This is a genomic window from Marinactinospora endophytica (assembly GCF_054780875.1).
The window spans coordinates 57,876-74,363 of record NZ_BAAGVM010000003.1; the positions used below are offsets into that span (position 1 = coordinate 57,876).

Here is a 16,488-nt window from a genome sequence, read left to right on the forward strand (position 1 = left end):
CTCAGGTCCCTTCGAGCGTGTCGGCGAACGTCCGGGCGATCCGCTCGGCTCCGGAGGGGCGGGGATGGATGTCCGGCCCCACCCCGATGTCGCACATCCAGGTGGTGTCGCAGATCAGTTGCGCGTTGGCGGGCAGGCCGGTCTCGCTGTCGGCGGGGACCTGGAAATCGTCGGAGTCGAAGGCCGCGGCGACGTCGGCGACCTCGATCCCCGCGGAGGCGTAGGCGTCGGTGAGCGTCGCGTTCAGCTCGGCCACGACGTCCGCCGAGTAGCGGGCGAGTTCCCCGGGGGCGCGCCCCTCAGCCAGGGGTGGGGCCGCCGTCCCGGCGCCGTCGAGCAGCAGGACGGCGAGGAACGGGTTGTAGTAGGTCATGCCGACGATGGGGACGTCCTCGCCGGCCGCGGCGCGCAGCCGCTCGGCGATCTGCGGGACATTGCGTTCGACGGCCGACAGCCCCTCGCGGACGCAGGTCTCGTCGATGCGCGCGGACGAGAGCCCCTCCGTCAGGGAGGCGCAGCGCATGACGTCGTTGGCGCCGATGTCGATCGTCACCAGCGTGGTCCGGTCACGGTGCTCGCGGAGGAACCCCTCGGCCGCGGCGAGCTGGGACCCGGCCGGGTGGTCGCATCCCGGCGCCCCTCCGCCGAGGAAGCTCGCGCTGTCCTCTCCCGAGCACCCCAGCCGCTCGTGTTCCAGGGAGGGGAGGCGTTCCCGCAGGGTGCGCGCGAGCACGTCGGGGTAGCCCTCGTCGGTCTCGACCAGGCCGCCGGTCCCGTCGGGGCGGGCCCCCACGGCCAGCGAGTCTCCCAGGGACAGGTAGTGACGCGGGAGGTCGGAGGGCGCCGTGGACGGACCTTCCGAGGCGGCGGTGCATCCGGCCAGGAGGGTCAGGGCGGCGGCGGCCATGGCGGAGGCCCATCTGCGTGGGGTCACGTCTGCTCCTCGGGACGTCCGGGCACAGGCGGTCGGGACGGCCGCGCCGGGACGCGCCCGTCCACGGTCTCAGGTGCGCTGGCGGGGGTCGGGCTCGTCGAGGGGGGACAGCAGGGACCTGAGCAGGGCGGCGAGCCGGCGCCGCTCCGAGGCGGGCATCGCTCCCAGGATCGTCTTCTCGTAGTCCAGCAGCGCGGTCAGCGCGCCGTCGACCCGCTCCCGGCCCTCATCGGTCAGGCGGACCAGGACGCCCCGCTTGTCGGCGGGATCGGGGAAGCGGCGCACCAGGCCGGCCGCGGCGAGGCGGTCGATCCGGTTGGTCATGGTGCCGGAGGTGACGAGCGTGGCGCGCAGCAGGCGGCCCGGGCTCAGCTCGTAGGGCGGTCCGGAGCGGCGGAGCTCGGCGAGCACGTCGAACTCCCACGGCTCCAGGCCGTGTTCGGTGAACACCGTGCGTCGTGCGCGGTCCAGGTGCCGGGCCAGGCGGGAGACCCGGCTGAGGACCTGGAGCGGCTCGACGTCGAGGTCGGGGCGTTCCGCCCGCCACGCCTCGACCAGCCCATCAACCTCGTCGCGCATGGCCACAGCTTATCTCTCGATATCGAGATAGTGCGGTCGGAGAGCGAGTTCCCCCTCAACCGATCCGGCGGCGCGGCTCCGGCCGGCAGGGGCACCCGGCGGCACGGCGCCGTTACGCGCTCTCCAGCCGCGGTTTGGGGTCCAGGCTCGACAGGCCGTTCCAGGCCAGGTTGACCAGGTGCGCGGCGACCACCTCGCGTTTGGGCTTGCGCACCTCCAGCCACCACTGTCCGGTGAGGGCGACCATGCCCACCAGCGACTGCGCGTACAGCGGGGCGAGCTTGGGATCGTAGCCGCGTGACTTGAACTCCTCGGCCAGGATGTGCTCGACCTGTGAGGCGATGTCGCTGATGAGACTGGCGAAACTCCCCGTGGCCGACGCGGCGTGGGAGTCGCGGGCCAGGATCCGGAAACCCTGGCTGCTCTCCTCGATGTAGCGCAGCAGTGCCAAGGCCGCGCGCTCCAGCTTGGTGCGGGCGTGGTCACCGATCAGGGCGTCGCTGACCATGCCCAGCAGCCGCTGCATCTCACGGTCCACGACGACGGCGTAGATGCCCTCCTTGCCGCCGAAGTGCTCATAGACCACGGGTTTGGAGACGCCCGCCCGAGCCGCGATCTCCTCGATCGACGTACCGTCGAAGCCGCGCTCGGCGAACAGTTCCCGCCCGATGTCGAGAAGTTGTTCTCGACGTTCCTTGCCGGTCATGCGCTTCCTGCGGGACCGGGGTTTCTGCTCGCTCACGGCTTCCATGATCGCCAATCAGATCAGACGCTGACGCGTTTGGCGGCGAGACGTTCCGCGTTGGGCCAGCGCACCTTGGTGGCCCAGCCCAGCTTCTCGAAGGCCCAGATGACGCGAGCGGAGATGTCGATCTGACCCTTCAGGACGCCGTGCCGGGCGCAGGTGGGGTCGGCATGGTGGAGGTTGTGCCAGGACTCCCCGAACGAGGGAATCGCCAGCCACCACACGTTACGCGAACGGTCGCGGACTTCGAAGTTCTCCTCACCGATCGTGTGGCAGATCGAGTTGACCGACCAGGTCACGTGGTGCAGCAGGGCCACGCGCACCAGGCCGCCCCAGAAGAAGGCGGTGAAGGCCCCCCACCAGGACATGGTGATCAGACCGCCGATCACGGCCGGGGCCAGGAGCGAGAACAACACGATCGCGCCGAACCAGCGGTCGATCTTGACGAGGTCCTTGTCCTTGAGCAGGTCGGGCGCGAAGCGCTTGGGAGAGGTCTTCTCCTCGCTGAGGAACATCCAGGCCATGTGCGCGTAGAACAGGCCCTTGGCGACCGAACGCCAGTCGTCGCCGAAGCGCCACGGCGAGTGCGGGTCGCCCTCGGCGTCGGCGTACTTGTGGTGACGGCGGTGGTCGGCGACCCACTTGATGACGCCGCCCTCGATGGCGAGGCTGCCGGCGATGGCCAGGGCGATGCGCAGCGGGCGCTTGGCCTTGAAGGAGCCATGGGTGAAGTGCCGGTGGAAGCCCACGGTGATGCCCAGGCCGCCGATGACGTAGAACACGGCGCCGATGGCGATGTCGAGCCAGGTCAGTCCCCACCCCCAGGCGAAGGGGACGGCCGCGATGAGAGCGAGCAGGGGGACCAGGACGAAGAAGAAGACCGTGATCCGGTTGCCGAGTGACTGGCCCTCCGGGTCCAGCTCCGGCTCGGGCGTGCGTTTCGTGGAGTCGAGAGCGGTCTCGGGTGCTGTGGTCATCTGCCCACCTCGTTCAAGGCCGTTGTGTGAATCGTCGCGTCCTCGCCGGGTAGGGGCGAGGACGCGACGCCCGGACGACGGCCGCGTAACCTATACCTACGTAACCGTAACCTACGCAGCCGTAGGTTTGGCAAGATGTGAGCGGGAAAACAGGCGGCAAAGTCCCGCTCGCGACAAAAGGGGAGAGGAGCGTGTCACCTCGGCGCGGCCTGACCGCGACATATGGGTGTGCTCTGGTGGGGACGACCCGCTATCGTTTGCCTCAGCGGTCGAACCCCGATCGGAAGCGACGTCGGTCCGGGTGTGCTCTGATCGCGGTCCCGGGTGGTGTAATCGGCAACACCGGCGGTTTTGGTCCGTCTGTTCTAGGTTCGAGTCCTAGCCCGGGAGCCCTTCAGGTCCGCCTCGCTGCGGGGGTAGCCGATCTCACAGGCGGCGCGCCGAGCGGGCCGCCCACGGCCCCGGCCTCCGACGGAGCCGGGCGCGGCGTCCCGTCCTCCGGGTGGGACCGCCCCCACCGTCGCATTGCCCCGGATGTATGCTGCCCATGTCGGCCCGGGCTCTTCTCTGTTCGCGCGCCCGCAAACTGCCGTCAGTTTCGCCGACACGTCACGTCGGCTTCGTGGGTTCGATCCCGTCGTGCGCCGACGCACAGATCATCCGCCAGCGACATGAGGAGTCTCCGCCAGTGAGCGTGAGCCGCCCGGCTGCCGTCATCGTCCTCGCGGCGGGCGAGGGCACCCGAATGAAGTCCCGGCTTCCCAAGGTCCTGCACGAGATCTGCGGCCGCAGCATGCTAGGCCACGTCCTGGCCGCGGCCGCCGAACTCGACCCCGAGCGCACCGTGGTCGTCGTGGGCCACGGGCGCGAGCAGGTCGTCCAGCACCTCCAGCATGTGGCCCCCGGAGTCGGCACCGCCGTCCAGGACAGCCAGAACGGCACCGGCCACGCCGTCCGCATGGCGGTGGAGTCGCTGCGTGAGCAGGGTGTCGAGCTGTCGGGCACGGTCGTGCTCGCCTACGGCGACACGCCGCTGCTGCGCGGCGCGACGCTGGCCGGGCTCGTCGCCGCCCACGAGGAGGCCGGGAACGCCGTCACCGTGCTCTCGGCCCGGGTCCCCGACCCCGCGGGGTACGGCCGGATCGTCCGCGACGCCGATGGCGTCTTCACCGGGATCGTCGAGCACGCCGACGCCGACGAGGCGCAGCTCGCCATCGACGAGATCAACTCCGGCATGTACGCCTTCGACGGCGCCCTCCTCAGCGACGTCGTCAAGCGGCTGTCCACGGACAACGCCAAGGGCGAGGAGTACATCACCGACGCCGTGGGGATCCTGCGCGGCGACGGTCACCGCGTCGGCGCGGCGCTGGCCGGCGACTGGGTCGAGATCCAGGGGGTCAACGACCGCGTCCAGCTCGCCGAGGCCCGCCGGCTGCTCAACGACCGGCTGCTCACCGCTCTCATGCGCGACGGCGTGACCATCGTCGACCCCGCCACCACCTGGGTCGACGCCGGGGTCCGCGTCGGCCGTGACGCGGTCATCGAACCGCAGACCCAGCTCCAGGGGCGCACCGTCGTCGGCGAGGGCGCCCACATCGGTCCGGCCACGGTCCTGCGTGACACCGAGGTCGGCGCCGACGCGGTGGTGTCGATGACCGTCGCCCACGAGGCGCTCATCGGCCCCGAGGCGACCGTCGGTCCCTATGCCTACCTGCGTCCCGGCGCGGTGCTGGACCGCAAGGTCAAGATCGGCACCTACGTCGAGGTGAAGAACGCCAACATCGGCGAGGGGACGAAGGTTCCGCACCTGACCTACGTCGGCGACGCCGACATCGGCCGTGGGGTCAACATCGGCGCCTCGTCGGTGTTCGTCAACTACGACGGTGTCACCAAGCACCGCACGACCATCGGCGACCACGCCCGCACCGGCAGCGACAACATGTTCGTCGCGCCCGTCCGGGTCGGGGACGGCGCCTACACCGGCGCCGGAACGGTGGTCCGCGAAGACGTCCCACCCGGCGCACTGGCGGTCTCGGCCGGTCAGCAGCGCAACATCGAGGGGTGGGTACAGCGCAAGCGCCCTGGGACGCCCGCGGCCGAGGCCGCGCGACGGGCGGACGAGAACAGCGCTGCGAGCGACTGATTGTGGGGGAAACAGCAGTGACCGGCATGAAGGCCGCAGGTCAGAAGAAACTCATGCTCTTCTCAGGGCGCAACCACCCTGAGCTGGCAGGACAGGTGGCCGAACAGCTCGGTATCGACGTGGCGCCGACGAAGTTCCAGGACTTCGCCAACGGCGAGATCTTCGTGCGTTACCTGGAGTCGGTGCGCGGCTGCGACGCTTTCGTGTTGCAGTGCCACTCCGACCCGATCAACGAGTCCATCATGGAGCAGCTCATCATGGTGGACGCGCTCAAGCGGGCCTCGGCCAAGCGCATCACCGTCGTGACGCCCTTCCTGGGCTACGCCCGGCAGGACAAGAAGCACCGCGGGCGCGAGCCCATCTCCGCCCGGTTGATGACGGACCTGTTCTACACCGCGGGCGCGCACCGGCTCATGGCGGTCGACCTGCACACCGACCAGATCCAGGGCTTCTTCGACGGCCCGGTGGACCACCTCTTCGCGTTGCCGATCCTCGCCGACTACGTCGCCTCGCAGGTCGACGTCGCCGACGCCACCGTGGTCTCTCCCGACGCCGGACGCGTCCGCACCGCGGACCGCTGGGCCGACCGGATGGGCGCGCCGCTGGCGATCATCCACAAGCGGCGCGACCCCGACGTCGCCAACGAGGTCAAGGTGCACGAGGTGGTCGGCGAGGTCGAGGGCCGCACCTGCATCCTGGTCGACGACATGATCGACACCGCCGGCACGATCGTGAAGGCCGCCGACGCGCTGTTCGAGCAGGGCGCCTCGAAGGTCATCGCCGCCGCCACGCACGGCGTGCTGTCGGGGCCGGCCGCGGAGCGCCTCCAGAACTCCCGGATCTCCGAGGTCGTCATCACCAACTCGCTGCCGGTGCCCAAGGAGCGCTCCTTCGACAAGCTGACCCAGCTGTCGATCGCCCCGCTGCTGGCCCGGGCCATCAACGAGGTCTTCAGCGACGGCTCGGTCACCAGCCTGTTCGAGGGCGCGAGCTAGTCCCACGACGCAGGCCCGGGAAAGGATCGCGTCCCGGGCCTGCCGCCCGTGTCCGGAGTCGTCCCGCGAGCCGGTAGACTGAAATGAGTGTCCCCGCGTCTGTGGGGCTCGTCCCCGCGGTCGCGTGGGCTCTCTGGGTGGCGCGGCGCGGTCGTGTTCCCCGTGAATGCGGGTCTCCCCGCCCCATGCGGGAGTGGTTCTACAGAAGTCGTGTTTCCCCGCCATTGCGGGGGTGATCCCGAGGAGTTTCGTCGTGTCCGAGGTACGCATCGCTGCCGAACCGCGCACCGAGTTCGGGAAGGGTGCCGCTCGTCGCGCCCGCCGCGCGGGTAAGGTGCCGGCCGTCCTCTACGGCCACGGCACCGAGCCGCGCCACATCCACCTGCCGGGCCACGACCTGATGCTCGCCCTGAAGACCCCCAACGTCTTGCTGCGTGTCGACGGCATCGAGGGCAAGGACAACCTGGCCCTGCCCAAGAGCGTCCAGCGCGACCCGATCAAGGGCTTCCTCGAGCACGTCGACCTGCTGGTCGTCAAGCGGGGCGAGAAGGTCGCGGTCGAGATCCCGGTGAACCTCACGGGCGAGATCGCCAAGGACGGTGTGCTCAACCAGGAGCTCGTCCAGGTCGAGGTGCTCGCCGAGGCCACCCACATCCCCGAGGGCGTCGAGTTCAACGTCGACGGCCTTGAGGTCGGCGCGCACGTCACCGCCGGCGACCTGAAGCTGCCCTCCGGTGTGGAGCTGTCCACCGACGCCGAGACCATCCTCCTCACCGTCGCCGCCGAGCGCACCGAGGAGGAGATCGAGGGCGAGGGCGCCGAGGCCCCTGCGGGCGAGGCCGCTGACGCCGAGGTCGCCGAGGCTCCCGCCGGGGAAGCCGAGTAAGCCCCGGAACGGGTCTTCCGCTGATGATGCGCGGTCTCCTGCGACGCCTGTCGGGGGGCCGCGCATTCGTGTCGGAGGACCGCTCCCCCGAGGCGCATGGGAGTGACGTGAACACCGAGAGGTGGCTGATCGTGGGTCTGGGCAACCCCGGACCCAACTACGCGGGGCATCGGCACAACGCCGGGTTCATGGTCGTCGACACGCTGGCCCGGCGTGGGGGCGAACGCTGGAAGTCCCACAAGGCGAACGCCCAGGTGGTCGAGACCCGGCTGGCGGGGGTCCCGGTCGTGCTGGCCAAGCCGCGTTCCTACATGAACCTGTCCGGTGGCCCGGTCGCCGGGTTGTGCTCCTTCTACAAGATCCCGGTCGAGCGTGTTCTCGTCGTACACGACGAGCTCGACATCCCCTACGGCACGCTCAGGCTCAAGCGCGGCGGGGGCGCCGGTGGCCACAACGGTCTGCGTTCGATCTCCGCGTCGCTGGGCGGCCCCGACTACGTTCGGGTGCGGTTCGGCGTGGGCCGGCCGCCGGGGAGCATGGACCCGGCCAAGTACGTGCTGACGAACTTCTCCTCGACCGAGGCCAAGGAGCTGGACCTCAACGTCGAGCTGGCCGCCGACGCCGTCGAGGCGGTGCTCAAGGACGGCCTGGAGCGGGCCCAGAACGTGTTCCACACCGCGCGCTGATCCGCGCCGCGGCCGACGAGGGGCCTTCCGCCCGAGCGGGAGGCCCCTCGTCGTCTGCGGGGTGGTGGAGAACTTACAGCCATCCGTTATCCGCGCTGCTCAGAGGGCTTTTCTGATTACGATCCGTCACGTCACGCGACAGAGTGATCACGTTTAGCTACTCTTTACGGGTCAGAGCGCATTCCGCGCCCCCTGATCCCCACCAATGAGACCGGCTCCGCCGTTGTGTGACGTCGTTGTGCGTGGAAACAGGGGGTCCCCGTCGAAGGTGGGAGTTTATGGCCGTATTGAGTGGCGTGCGGACCGACGTCAAACGGATACGGACCGTCGCGACGTCACCGTCCCCGGGATGGACACGTTCCTACGTTCGCGCCCTTCTCGCGGTTGACATGGGGGCGGCCGCGGTCGCCGGGCTGGGCGTGGCACAGACCCGCTTCGCCGACGTGGTCCCCGCGCCGGCGACGTCCCCCTACGTGATGCTGTCCCTCGCGCTGCCGTTGCTGTGGGCGGCGGTGATCGCGGTGGCCGGCGGCTACGAGCGCCGCTTCATCGGGGTGGGGACCGAGGAGTTCCGGCGGGTCCTGACCGCCGGGGCCATGCTGACCGCGACCGTGGCGATCACCGCCTACGCGAGTCAGACCGACGTCGCCCGCGGCTACGTGCTGGTGGCCCTGCCGGCCACCACCCTCCTCAGCCTGGTCCTGCGCTACGCGCTGCGCAAGCGCCTGCACCGCATGCGGACGAGGGGGGCGTGCATGCGGCGGGTCGTGGTCGTGGGGCACCGGGAGGCCGCGCGGGAGCTGATCCGGCAGTTCCGCTCGGAGCCCTATCACGGGATGAACGTCGTGGGCGTGTGCCTGCCCGGCTCCTGGGACGACTCCGGCGTCACCGATGTGGACGGTTGTCCCGTCTACGGGGACTTCTCGATCATCCCGGCCGTGGTGGGGGTGGTCCGCGCGGACACGGTGGCGGTGCTGTCCTGTCCCGAGATGGACGGGGTGGAGCTGCGCCGGCTGGCCTGGGAGCTGGAGAAGAGCGGCACCGACCTGACGGTCGCGCCCGCCCTGATGGAGGTGGCCGGTCCCCGGACCACGATCCGCCCGGTGGCGGGGTTGCCGCTGCTCCACGTGGAGCACCCGGAGCTGGCCGGTGTGCGCCGCCTGGTGAAGGGGCTGTTCGACCGGGTGGCCGCGGCGTGCGCGCTGGTGCTGCTGTCCCCGTTGTTCGTGGTGCTGGCCCTGCTGATCCGGATGGGGGGACCCGGACCGGCCCTGTTCCGGCAGACCCGCGTGGGCAAGGACGGGGCCGAGTTCACCGTCTACAAGTTCCGTACGATGGTGGTCGGAGCGGAGGCGCTCAAGGCGGTGCTGCGCCCCCGCAACGAGCACGACGGCGTGCTGTTCAAGATGCGCAAGGACCCGCGGGTCACCCCGCTGGGGGCCTGGCTGCGGCGCTATTCGCTGGACGAGCTGCCGCAGCTGTTCAACGTCTTGCTGGGGCACATGTCCCTGGTGGGGCCGCGGCCCCCGCTGCCCGAGGAGGTGGCCCGCTATGGTCACGACGTACGGCGGAGGCTCGTCGTGAAGCCGGGAATGACCGGGCTGTGGCAGGTCAGTGGACGTTCCGACCTCTCCTGGGAGGAATCCGTCCGGCTGGATCTGAGGTACGTGGAAAACTGGTCGTTGACCCTCGACGTCCAGATCCTGTGGAAGACGTGTTCAGCGGTGATCCGCGGGGCGGGAGCATACTGAGTCTGGTGAGCAGCATCCGAAACGACCACGAGGTGGCGCGCGACCTCGCCACCGAAGCCGGGCAGCAGTTGCTCCGGCTGCGGGACCGGCACGGCTTCGAGGAGCCCGACGTCCTGCGCACCCTGGGAGACCGACTCTCCCACGAGTTCCTCTTCTCCGCGCTGGGACGCCTGCGCCCCAGTGACGCGGTCCTCTCCGAGGAGGGGGTCGACGACCCCGCCCGATTGTCGGCCCGGCGCGTGTGGATCATCGACCCGCTCGACGGGACGCGTGAGTTCGCCGAGGCGGGACGGGGCGACTGGGCGGTGCACGTCGCGCTGTGGGAGAACGGCGACCTGGTGGCCGGGGCGGTGTCGCTGCCGGCCCAGGGCAGCACGCTGTCCACGGTCGACCCGCCGTGGCTGCCCGAGGAGCGTCCGGCCGACCAGCGACTGCGCATCACCACCAGCCGGACCCGGCCACCGGAGTTCGTGCAGCGGCTCGCGACCCGGCTCGGCGCCGAGGTCGTCCCGATGGGGTCGGCCGGCGCGAAGATCTGCGCGGTGCTGTTGGGGATCGCCGACATCTACCTGCACGCCGGTGGACAGTACGAGTGGGACAGCGCGGCCCCGGTGGCCGTGGCGCGGGCCGCCGGCCTGCACGCCTCGCGAATCGACGGCTCGAAGCTGACCTACAACGAGACCGATCCGTCGCTCCCCGATATCCTTGTATGCCGACCGGAATTGTCGAGTATGTTGTTGGCCAGTATCCGCAACGTCGCGGATCTGGACAGCGCCGGACCACACGCGGGGGGCTGAGGACTCCCGCGTCCGGAAGTGACGCGAGCGAGGCGGTTTCATGAGTCAGTCGGCGGCCCTGGGGCGTTACCAACTCTCCCAACTCGATTTCCTCGAAGCCGAGGCGATCTTCATCATGCGGGAGGTGGCCGCCGAGTTCGAGCGGCCGGTTCTGCTGTTCTCCGGCGGCAAGGACTCCATCGTGATGCTCCGTCTCGCGGAGAAGGCGTTCTGGCCGGGACCGATCCCGTTCCCGGTCATGCACGTCGACACCGGACACAACTTCCCCGAGGTCATGGAGTACCGGGACCGCCGGGTGGCCCAGGCCGGGGTCCGCCTGGTCGTGGCCTCGGTCCAGGAGCAGATCGACGCCGGCAAGGTCACCGAGCCCACCGGGCGCTGGGCCAGCCGGAACCGGTTGCAGACCGCGGCCCTGCTCGAAGCCATCGAGGACAACGGCTTCGACGCCGCGTTCGGCGGGGCGCGACGCGACGAGGAGAAGGCGCGGGCCAAGGAGCGGGTGTTCTCCTTCCGGGACGAGTTCGGCCAGTGGGACCCGAAGAACCAGCGGCCCGAACTGTGGAACATCTACAACACCCGCATCAACCGCGGCGAGCACATCCGCGTCTTCCCGTTGTCGAACTGGACCGAACTCGACGTGTGGGGCTACATCGCGCGCGAGCGGCTGGAACTCCCCTCGATCTACTTCGCGCACCGGCGCCGGGTGTTCGAGCGCGACGGGATCCTGCTCGCCGACAGCCCGTTCATCTCCCGGGACGACGACGAACCGGTGTTCGAGGCCATGGTCCGCTACCGCACCGTCGGCGACATGACCTGCACCGGCGCGGTGCGCTCCTCGGCCACCGAGCTGGACGAGGTCATGGCCGAGATCGCGGCGACCCGCATCACCGAGCGCGGACAGACCCGCGCCGACGACCGCGCCAGCGAGGCGGCCATGGAGGACCGCAAGCGCGAGGGCTACTTCTAGACCCGCCCGGCGGGACGCCCTCTCCCGCACCCCACGCTCCACCGCCGCGCCCTTATCGACCCCTGGGGACACCTGCACATGAGCACTGACATCCTGCGATTCGCGACGGCCGGGTCCGTCGACGACGGCAAGAGCACACTGATCGGCCGCCTGCTGTACGACTCCAAGTCGATCTTCGAGGACCAGCTCGACGCGGTCGAACGGACCAGCCGCACCCGAGGCGAGGAGCAGACCAACCTGGCGCTGCTCACCGACGGCCTGCGCGCCGAACGCGAGCAGGGCATCACGATCGACGTGGCCTACCGCTACTTCGCGACGCCGCGCCGGACCTTCATCATCGCCGACACCCCCGGCCACATCCAGTACACGCGCAACATGGTCACCGGGGCGTCGACGTCGGACCTCGCGATCATCCTCGTCGACGCCCGCAAGGGGCTCCAGGAGCAGAGCCGCCGCCACGCCTTCCTGGCCACCCTGCTCCAGGTCCCGCACCTGGTGCTCGCGGTCAACAAGATGGACCTGGTCGACTACGACCAGGCGCGCTTCGAGGAGATCAAGCGCGAGTTCTCGGCCTTCGCCACCAAGCTCGACGTCACCGACCTGACCTTCATCCCGATCTCCGCGCTCCACGGGGACAACGTGGTCGAGCGCTCCCTCAACATGCCGTGGTACGACGGCCCCTCGCTGCTGCACCACCTGGAGAACGTGCACATCGCCTCCGACCGCAACCTCATCGACGTGCGGTTCCCGGTGCAGTACGTGATCCGGCCGCAGCGCGCCGACGACCCCCGGCTGCACGACTACCGCGGGTACGCCGGTCAGGTCGCCGGAGGCGTGCTCAAGCCGGGCGACGAGGTCGTCCACCTGCCCTCGGGCCTGCCGACCCGGATCTCCCGCATCCTCACCGCCGACGGGGAGGTCGAGGAGGCGTTCGCGCCGATGTCGGTCACGCTCCTGTTGGAGGACGACATCGACATCTCCCGAGGCGACATGATCTGCCGGCCCAACAACCAGCCGGCCGTCACCCAGGACATCGACGCGATGGTGTGCTGGATGTCGGAGGCGCGCGACCTCACCCCGCGTTCCCGGCTGATCGTCAAGCACACGACGCGCACGGCCAAGGTGATGGTCCGCGACCTCCACTACCGGCTCGATGTCAACACCCTCCACCGGGACGAGGCCGCAGACCGCCTCTCCCTCAACGAGATCGGCCGGGTGCGCCTGCGCGCGACCCAGCCGTTGTTCGCCGACGAGTACAAGCGCAACCGCCTCACCGGCGGGTTCGTCCTCATCGACGAGGGGACGAACACGACGGTGGGGGCCGGCATGATCGTCCAGACCGGCTGAGCCGACCGTGGGCCGGGCGGCCACGGCCACCCCTTCGGACGAGGGGTCCCGCCCGTCCGGCCCGACCCGGTTCGCCGGCGGCCCCGACGGCCCGCCCTCGCCGCGAACGCTACCGAGCGTGGCAGTATGGCTACCCATGGACAACTTCCGGCTGGTCTTTGTGGGGGGCATCGGCCGCTCCGGGTCGACCCTGATCGAACGGCTTCTCGGCGAGCTTCCCGGTGTGTGCTCGGTCGGCGAGGTCGTGCACCTGTGGCGGCGTAGCCTGGTGGACGGTGAGCCCTGTGGGTGTGGGGCGCCGTTCCGCGACTGCGGCTTCTGGCGTGAGGTCGGCGTCGAGGCGTTCGGCGGTTGGGAACGCCTGGACCCGTCCGAGGTGCTGGCGCTGAAGGACTCGGTGGACCGTACGCGCTTCGTCCCCCGGCTGCTGGGGCGGGACCTGCCCGAGGGGATGGCCGAGCGCGTGGCGCGCTACACGGCCCTGTACGACCGCCTCTACGCCGCGGTGGCGGCCGTGAGCGGCTGTGAGGTCGTGGTCGACTCCAGCAAGCACGCCTCACTCGCGGCGTGCCTGCGCCGACGCTACGGCGGCGGGCTGCGCGTCCTGCACGTCGTGCGCGACCCGCGTGCCGTGGCCCACTCCTGGGGCAAGCGGCTGCCGCGTCCGGAGGCGACCGCGAGCAGCCTCGAACAGGAGATGGCGCGCTACTCCCCGCCGCGCGCGGCGGTGCAGTGGATGGCGCAGAACACGGTGTTCGCGGCGCTGGCCCGCGCCGGCGTCCCCACCCGCCGGGTGCGCTACGAGGACTTCGTCGCGGCGCCGGCGGCGGAGTTCCGCGCGATCGCGGAGTTCGCCGGTCACCGCGGGGACGTCCCCGTCGCCGTGGACGGCACCGTGCGGCTGTCGGAGTCCCATACGGTCTCGGGCAACCCCATGCGCTTCACCACGGGGCCCGTCGAGGTGCGGGCGGACACCGCGTGGCGGAGCGGGCTCGCCGTCCGGCACCGGGTCGTCGTCTCGGCGCTGACCGCCCCGGTGCGGCGGCGGTACGGCTACTGAGTCGGCGCGGGGCCGGGCGCCGTCACGGCCCGTCCGGCGGGTCTGGACCCGACCGGCGCATGGGTGGCCGGCGGCGCCGGCCGGCCTCGTCGACGTCCTCGGGGAACCCGGCGGCCCGTGTCCGATCAGGGCGAGGGGCGGCGGATCGCGCCGCCGGCGATGGCCGACGCCCCGTGCCCCGTCGCGGCCCCGGTGATCCGTGGGCGGCGCGCCCGGACCGGGAGGGACGCGGGCGCGACCACGCGCGCTGTGGGGCCGCGGGGGGCGATCGCCGGTAGAACGTGACCCGGGCTATGCCGATGGTCCGCAACTCGCCGTTTTCCGTTACTTAGCGTTACGAGAAGTGTTCATATGGTAATCAGTTGTGTATGCGCGGAAAAGATGATTCCGCGAAGACGGGGGGATCGGGCAAAGGGACGGGCCGGGTTCGGCCAGGTCGCCAACGGCACCGGGCCGCATGGTCCGGCGCCCTGTTCATCGCGGTGACACTGTTCGTCACCAGCTGCGGCGACTACACCATACGGCCCGCGAACGTGCACGACGACCCTTCGGATTCGCCCACCTACGAACCGTCCACGACCATCGGAGGGCACGACGCGCCCTCCCCGACCCCGTCACATCCGGCGCTCTCCCTGCCGCCCGGTTACGGTACGCCCTCGCCGCGGCCCTCGATCGTTCCCTCTCCCGGGACCGATCCCGACTGCCGCGTCGACGAGATCCTCGAACCGTCGTGCGGCGTCTGGTGGGGAGCCAGCCCGTGGCGGGGCAACGTCTACCCGCTGGAGGAGGCCAGCGGGCGCCGGATGGACATCGTCTACACCTGGCACGGGGTGGACCAGCACGAGCTGCCCAACGAACGGGAACGGCACCTCGCCGCCGAGGGACGCTTCATCCACGCCAACGTCGAGGCGCGCAGGTTCACCAGGAAGGGCCATCCCGCGGTGGACTACAGCGACATCATCGAGGGACGCTTCGACGACTCGCTGCGCTCCCAGGCCCGGGGCGTCGCCGAGCTCGGCGCGCCCGTGTTCATCACCTTCGACCACGAGGCCGACGCCAACCGCCGCTACAACAAGCGCGGCACCCCACGGGAGTTCGTCCAGGCGTGGCGGCACATCGTCGACCTGTACCGCGACAACGGCGCGGACAACGCGATCTTCGTGTGGAACGTGACCGGCTGGCCGCACAACTTCGACCGTCTGCCGGGCCTGTGGCCGGGCAACGACTACGTCGACTGGATCAGCTGGGAGGCCTACAACATGACCGGCTGCGAGCTGCAGCCGCGATGGGACCACGTCCTGTCGTTCGAGGAGGCCCTGGCGCCCATGTACGAGTGGGTGCAGACCGAGGGCGAGCGGCACGGCATCGACCCGGACAAGCCGGTGATGATCGGCGAGGCCGGGACCGTGCCGATCCCCGGCGATCCCGACGCAACCGCCCAGTGGTACGCCGAGATCCCCGAGACCCTGACCAAGTACGAGCGGGTCCGGGCGGTGCAGATCTGGGATGACATGACCGCTCCCACCTGCGACTTCCGGGTGCTGAAGAACGAGGCCGCCCGCGAGGGGTTCGTCGAGGCCAGCCGGCACGACTACCTCAACATCCCCGACGAGGCCCGTGAGGCGATCCTGGAGGCGTTGGAGCTCGTCGACAAACTGAAGGGGATCGGCGACGATCCCCGCCAGGAGCGCGACTGACCGCTTCCCACCCCGACCGACCCGGCCATGGGCCGGTCGGGGGACGCCCGCGACGGTCGGCGGGGAACTAGGGAAGGGGGTCGAGCCGCCCGATCCGGATCCCGATCGCCGAAGGGGGCGCGCAGGCCGCAGTCGATGCCGTAGGGGCGCCGGAGCGGCGGATCGGTGAACTCCACGCCCCGTTCGAGCAGCTCATACGTCTTCCGGCAGTCGTCGGTGGCCAGGATGAGCCGGCCGCCCATGGCGCCCTTGGCGACCATCTCACGGACCTGCCGCGCCGTCGCCTCGTCCATGGCGGGGGCTCCGGCCGCTCCAGCGGGATCTGGCGGGAGGGGCCGCCGGGGGCGTGGACGGTCAGCCGGCGCATGAAGCCCAGGTCGGCCTCGGCACCCACCTCAAGACCCAGTTCGCCGACGTGGAAATCGAGTGTCTCGTCCTGGGCCAAGACGAAGATCTGAGACCGCGCGATCGCGGTGAACACGGTGACGACGCTAGTCGTCTACCGCCGGGGCGGCTGCTCCGAGACTGCTCGGTCTCATCCAGGCCATCGCGAAACAGTTCGGCACGGCGGGCAGCGGGCCGCGCAGCCGGTAGGCACCCGGGGACTCCCCGACGATGGCGCGGAACGTGCGGCCGAACGTTCCCAGGCTGTTGAAACCCACGTCGAAGCAGATCTCGGTGATGCTGTGCTCGGTCGTGCGCAGCAGGAACATCGCGCGCTCCACCCGACGCCGTTGCAGGTAACGGTGGGGCGTCTCACCGAAGGTGGCGCGAAACGTCCGGATGAAGTGGGCCTCGGACACGTGAGCGATCCGGGCGAGGGCGGGGATGTCCAGAGGGGCACCGTAGGCGCGGTCCATCGCGTCCCGGGCGCGCAACATCCGCCGGTTGGTCTCCTCGATGGCGCGGTCCATCCGGACATGA

At 70.3% G+C, this 16,488-nt stretch carries 15 protein-coding genes and 1 tRNA gene; 11 read left to right on the forward strand and 5 right to left on the reverse strand.

What is annotated here, in order from left to right; translation table 11 throughout:
• Position 1: 1 nt before the first annotated feature.
• From ACYVHU_RS06895 to ACYVHU_RS06910, 4 genes are all read right to left on the reverse strand, one after another.
• A complete protein-coding gene (locus tag ACYVHU_RS06895) occupies positions 2–934 on the reverse strand; it encodes an SGNH/GDSL hydrolase family protein (RefSeq protein WP_235001127.1) in 933 nt (310 codons plus the stop codon).
• A 69-nt stretch (positions 935–1,003) separates the two neighbouring features.
• On the reverse strand, positions 1,004–1,513 hold the full coding sequence (locus ACYVHU_RS06900; protein ID WP_078763503.1) for a MarR family winged helix-turn-helix transcriptional regulator: 510 nt from the start codon (positions 1,511–1,513) through the stop codon (positions 1,004–1,006).
• 112 nt (positions 1,514–1,625) lie between these two features.
• Positions 1,626–2,264 (reverse strand): TetR/AcrR family transcriptional regulator, encoded by a 639-nt coding sequence (locus ACYVHU_RS06905; protein WP_078763441.1) that lies wholly within the window; start codon positions 2,262–2,264, stop codon positions 1,626–1,628.
• Positions 2,265–2,278: 14 nt separating this feature from the next.
• Positions 2,279–3,235 (reverse strand): acyl-CoA desaturase, encoded by a 957-nt coding sequence (locus ACYVHU_RS06910; RefSeq protein ID WP_078763440.1) that lies wholly within the window; start codon positions 3,233–3,235, stop codon positions 2,279–2,281.
• Between the two features lie 318 nt (positions 3,236–3,553).
• On the opposite strand from ACYVHU_RS06910, the gene ACYVHU_RS06915 reads away from it, so the two are divergent.
• The 11 genes from ACYVHU_RS06915 to ACYVHU_RS06965 all read left to right on the forward strand — a co-directional run bounded on the left by ACYVHU_RS06915 (position 3,554) and on the right by ACYVHU_RS06965 (position 15,564).
• Positions 3,554–3,625, forward strand: a tRNA-Gln gene (locus tag ACYVHU_RS06915).
• Positions 3,626–3,923: 298 nt separating this feature from the next.
• Positions 3,924–5,378 carry a bifunctional UDP-N-acetylglucosamine diphosphorylase/glucosamine-1-phosphate N-acetyltransferase GlmU gene (glmU, locus tag ACYVHU_RS06920; protein ID WP_078763439.1) on the forward strand — a complete coding sequence of 485 codons (1,455 nt, stop codon included), beginning with the start codon at positions 3,924–3,926 and terminating at the stop codon, positions 5,376–5,378.
• Between the two features lie 17 nt (positions 5,379–5,395).
• The gene (locus ACYVHU_RS06925) at positions 5,396–6,373 is read left to right on the forward strand and encodes a ribose-phosphate diphosphokinase (RefSeq protein ID WP_078763438.1); all 978 of its coding nucleotides are present in this window, start codon (positions 5,396–5,398) and stop codon (positions 6,371–6,373) included.
• Between the two features lie 253 nt (positions 6,374–6,626).
• Entirely contained in the window at positions 6,627–7,259 is a 633-nt protein-coding gene (locus ACYVHU_RS06930) for a 50S ribosomal protein L25/general stress protein Ctc (protein WP_498947879.1), read from the forward strand.
• Positions 7,260–7,285: 26 nt separating this feature from the next.
• Positions 7,286–7,945: an aminoacyl-tRNA hydrolase gene (gene pth / locus ACYVHU_RS06935; protein ID WP_078763502.1), complete on the forward strand. Its 660-nt coding sequence runs from the start codon at positions 7,286–7,288 to the stop codon at positions 7,943–7,945.
• Between the two features lie 278 nt (positions 7,946–8,223).
• Positions 8,224–9,696 carry a sugar transferase gene (locus ACYVHU_RS06940; protein ID WP_498947881.1) on the forward strand — a complete coding sequence of 491 codons (1,473 nt, stop codon included), beginning with the start codon at positions 8,224–8,226 and terminating at the stop codon, positions 9,694–9,696.
• Between the two features lie 5 nt (positions 9,697–9,701).
• The gene (locus ACYVHU_RS06945) at positions 9,702–10,493 is read left to right on the forward strand and encodes a 3'(2'),5'-bisphosphate nucleotidase CysQ (RefSeq protein WP_078763435.1); all 792 of its coding nucleotides are present in this window, start codon (positions 9,702–9,704) and stop codon (positions 10,491–10,493) included.
• 40 nt (positions 10,494–10,533) lie between these two features.
• Positions 10,534–11,460: a sulfate adenylyltransferase subunit CysD gene (gene cysD / locus ACYVHU_RS06950; RefSeq protein ID WP_078763434.1), complete on the forward strand. Its 927-nt coding sequence runs from the start codon at positions 10,534–10,536 to the stop codon at positions 11,458–11,460.
• 54 nt (positions 11,461–11,514) lie between these two features.
• Positions 11,515–12,807: a sulfate adenylyltransferase subunit CysN gene (gene cysN / locus ACYVHU_RS06955; protein WP_268805606.1), complete on the forward strand. Its 1,293-nt coding sequence runs from the start codon at positions 11,515–11,517 to the stop codon at positions 12,805–12,807.
• 136 nt (positions 12,808–12,943) lie between these two features.
• The gene (locus tag ACYVHU_RS06960) at positions 12,944–13,867 is read left to right on the forward strand and encodes a sulfotransferase family protein (protein WP_498947883.1); all 924 of its coding nucleotides are present in this window, start codon (positions 12,944–12,946) and stop codon (positions 13,865–13,867) included.
• Positions 13,868–14,349: 482 nt separating this feature from the next.
• Positions 14,350–15,564: a glycoside hydrolase family 26 protein gene (locus ACYVHU_RS06965; protein WP_498947885.1), complete on the forward strand. Its 1,215-nt coding sequence runs from the start codon at positions 14,350–14,352 to the stop codon at positions 15,562–15,564.
• A 491-nt stretch (positions 15,565–16,055) separates the two neighbouring features.
• Here the strand turns inward: ACYVHU_RS06965 and ACYVHU_RS06970 are convergent, their stop codons facing one another.
• Positions 16,056–16,478 (reverse strand): helix-turn-helix domain-containing protein, encoded by a 423-nt coding sequence (locus ACYVHU_RS06970; protein WP_078763431.1) that lies wholly within the window; start codon positions 16,476–16,478, stop codon positions 16,056–16,058.
• Positions 16,479–16,488 lie beyond the last annotated feature (10 nt).

What these genes read in the sequence shown, in the direction of transcription:
- ACYVHU_RS06900 (WP_078763503.1), bottom strand. Translation starts at nt 1,513, where the DNA reads ATGCGCGACGAGGTTGATGGGCTGGTCGAGGCGTGGCGGGCGGAACGC.
- ACYVHU_RS06905 (WP_078763441.1), bottom strand. Translation starts at nt 2,264, where the DNA reads ATGGAAGCCGTGAGCGAGCAGAAACCCCGGTCCCGCAGGAAGCGCATG.
- ACYVHU_RS06910 (WP_078763440.1), bottom strand. Translation starts at nt 3,235, where the DNA reads ATGACCACAGCACCCGAGACCGCTCTCGACTCCACGAAACGCACGCCC.
- pth (WP_078763502.1), top strand. Translation starts at nt 7,286, where the DNA reads ATGCGCGGTCTCCTGCGACGCCTGTCGGGGGGCCGCGCATTCGTGTCG.
- ACYVHU_RS06940 (WP_498947881.1), top strand. Translation starts at nt 8,224, where the DNA reads ATGGCCGTATTGAGTGGCGTGCGGACCGACGTCAAACGGATACGGACC.
- cysD (WP_078763434.1), top strand. Translation starts at nt 10,534, where the DNA reads ATGAGTCAGTCGGCGGCCCTGGGGCGTTACCAACTCTCCCAACTCGAT.
- ACYVHU_RS06960 (WP_498947883.1), top strand. Translation starts at nt 12,944, where the DNA reads ATGGACAACTTCCGGCTGGTCTTTGTGGGGGGCATCGGCCGCTCCGGG.
- ACYVHU_RS06970 (WP_078763431.1), bottom strand. Translation starts at nt 16,478, where the DNA reads ATGGACCGCGCCATCGAGGAGACCAACCGGCGGATGTTGCGCGCCCGG.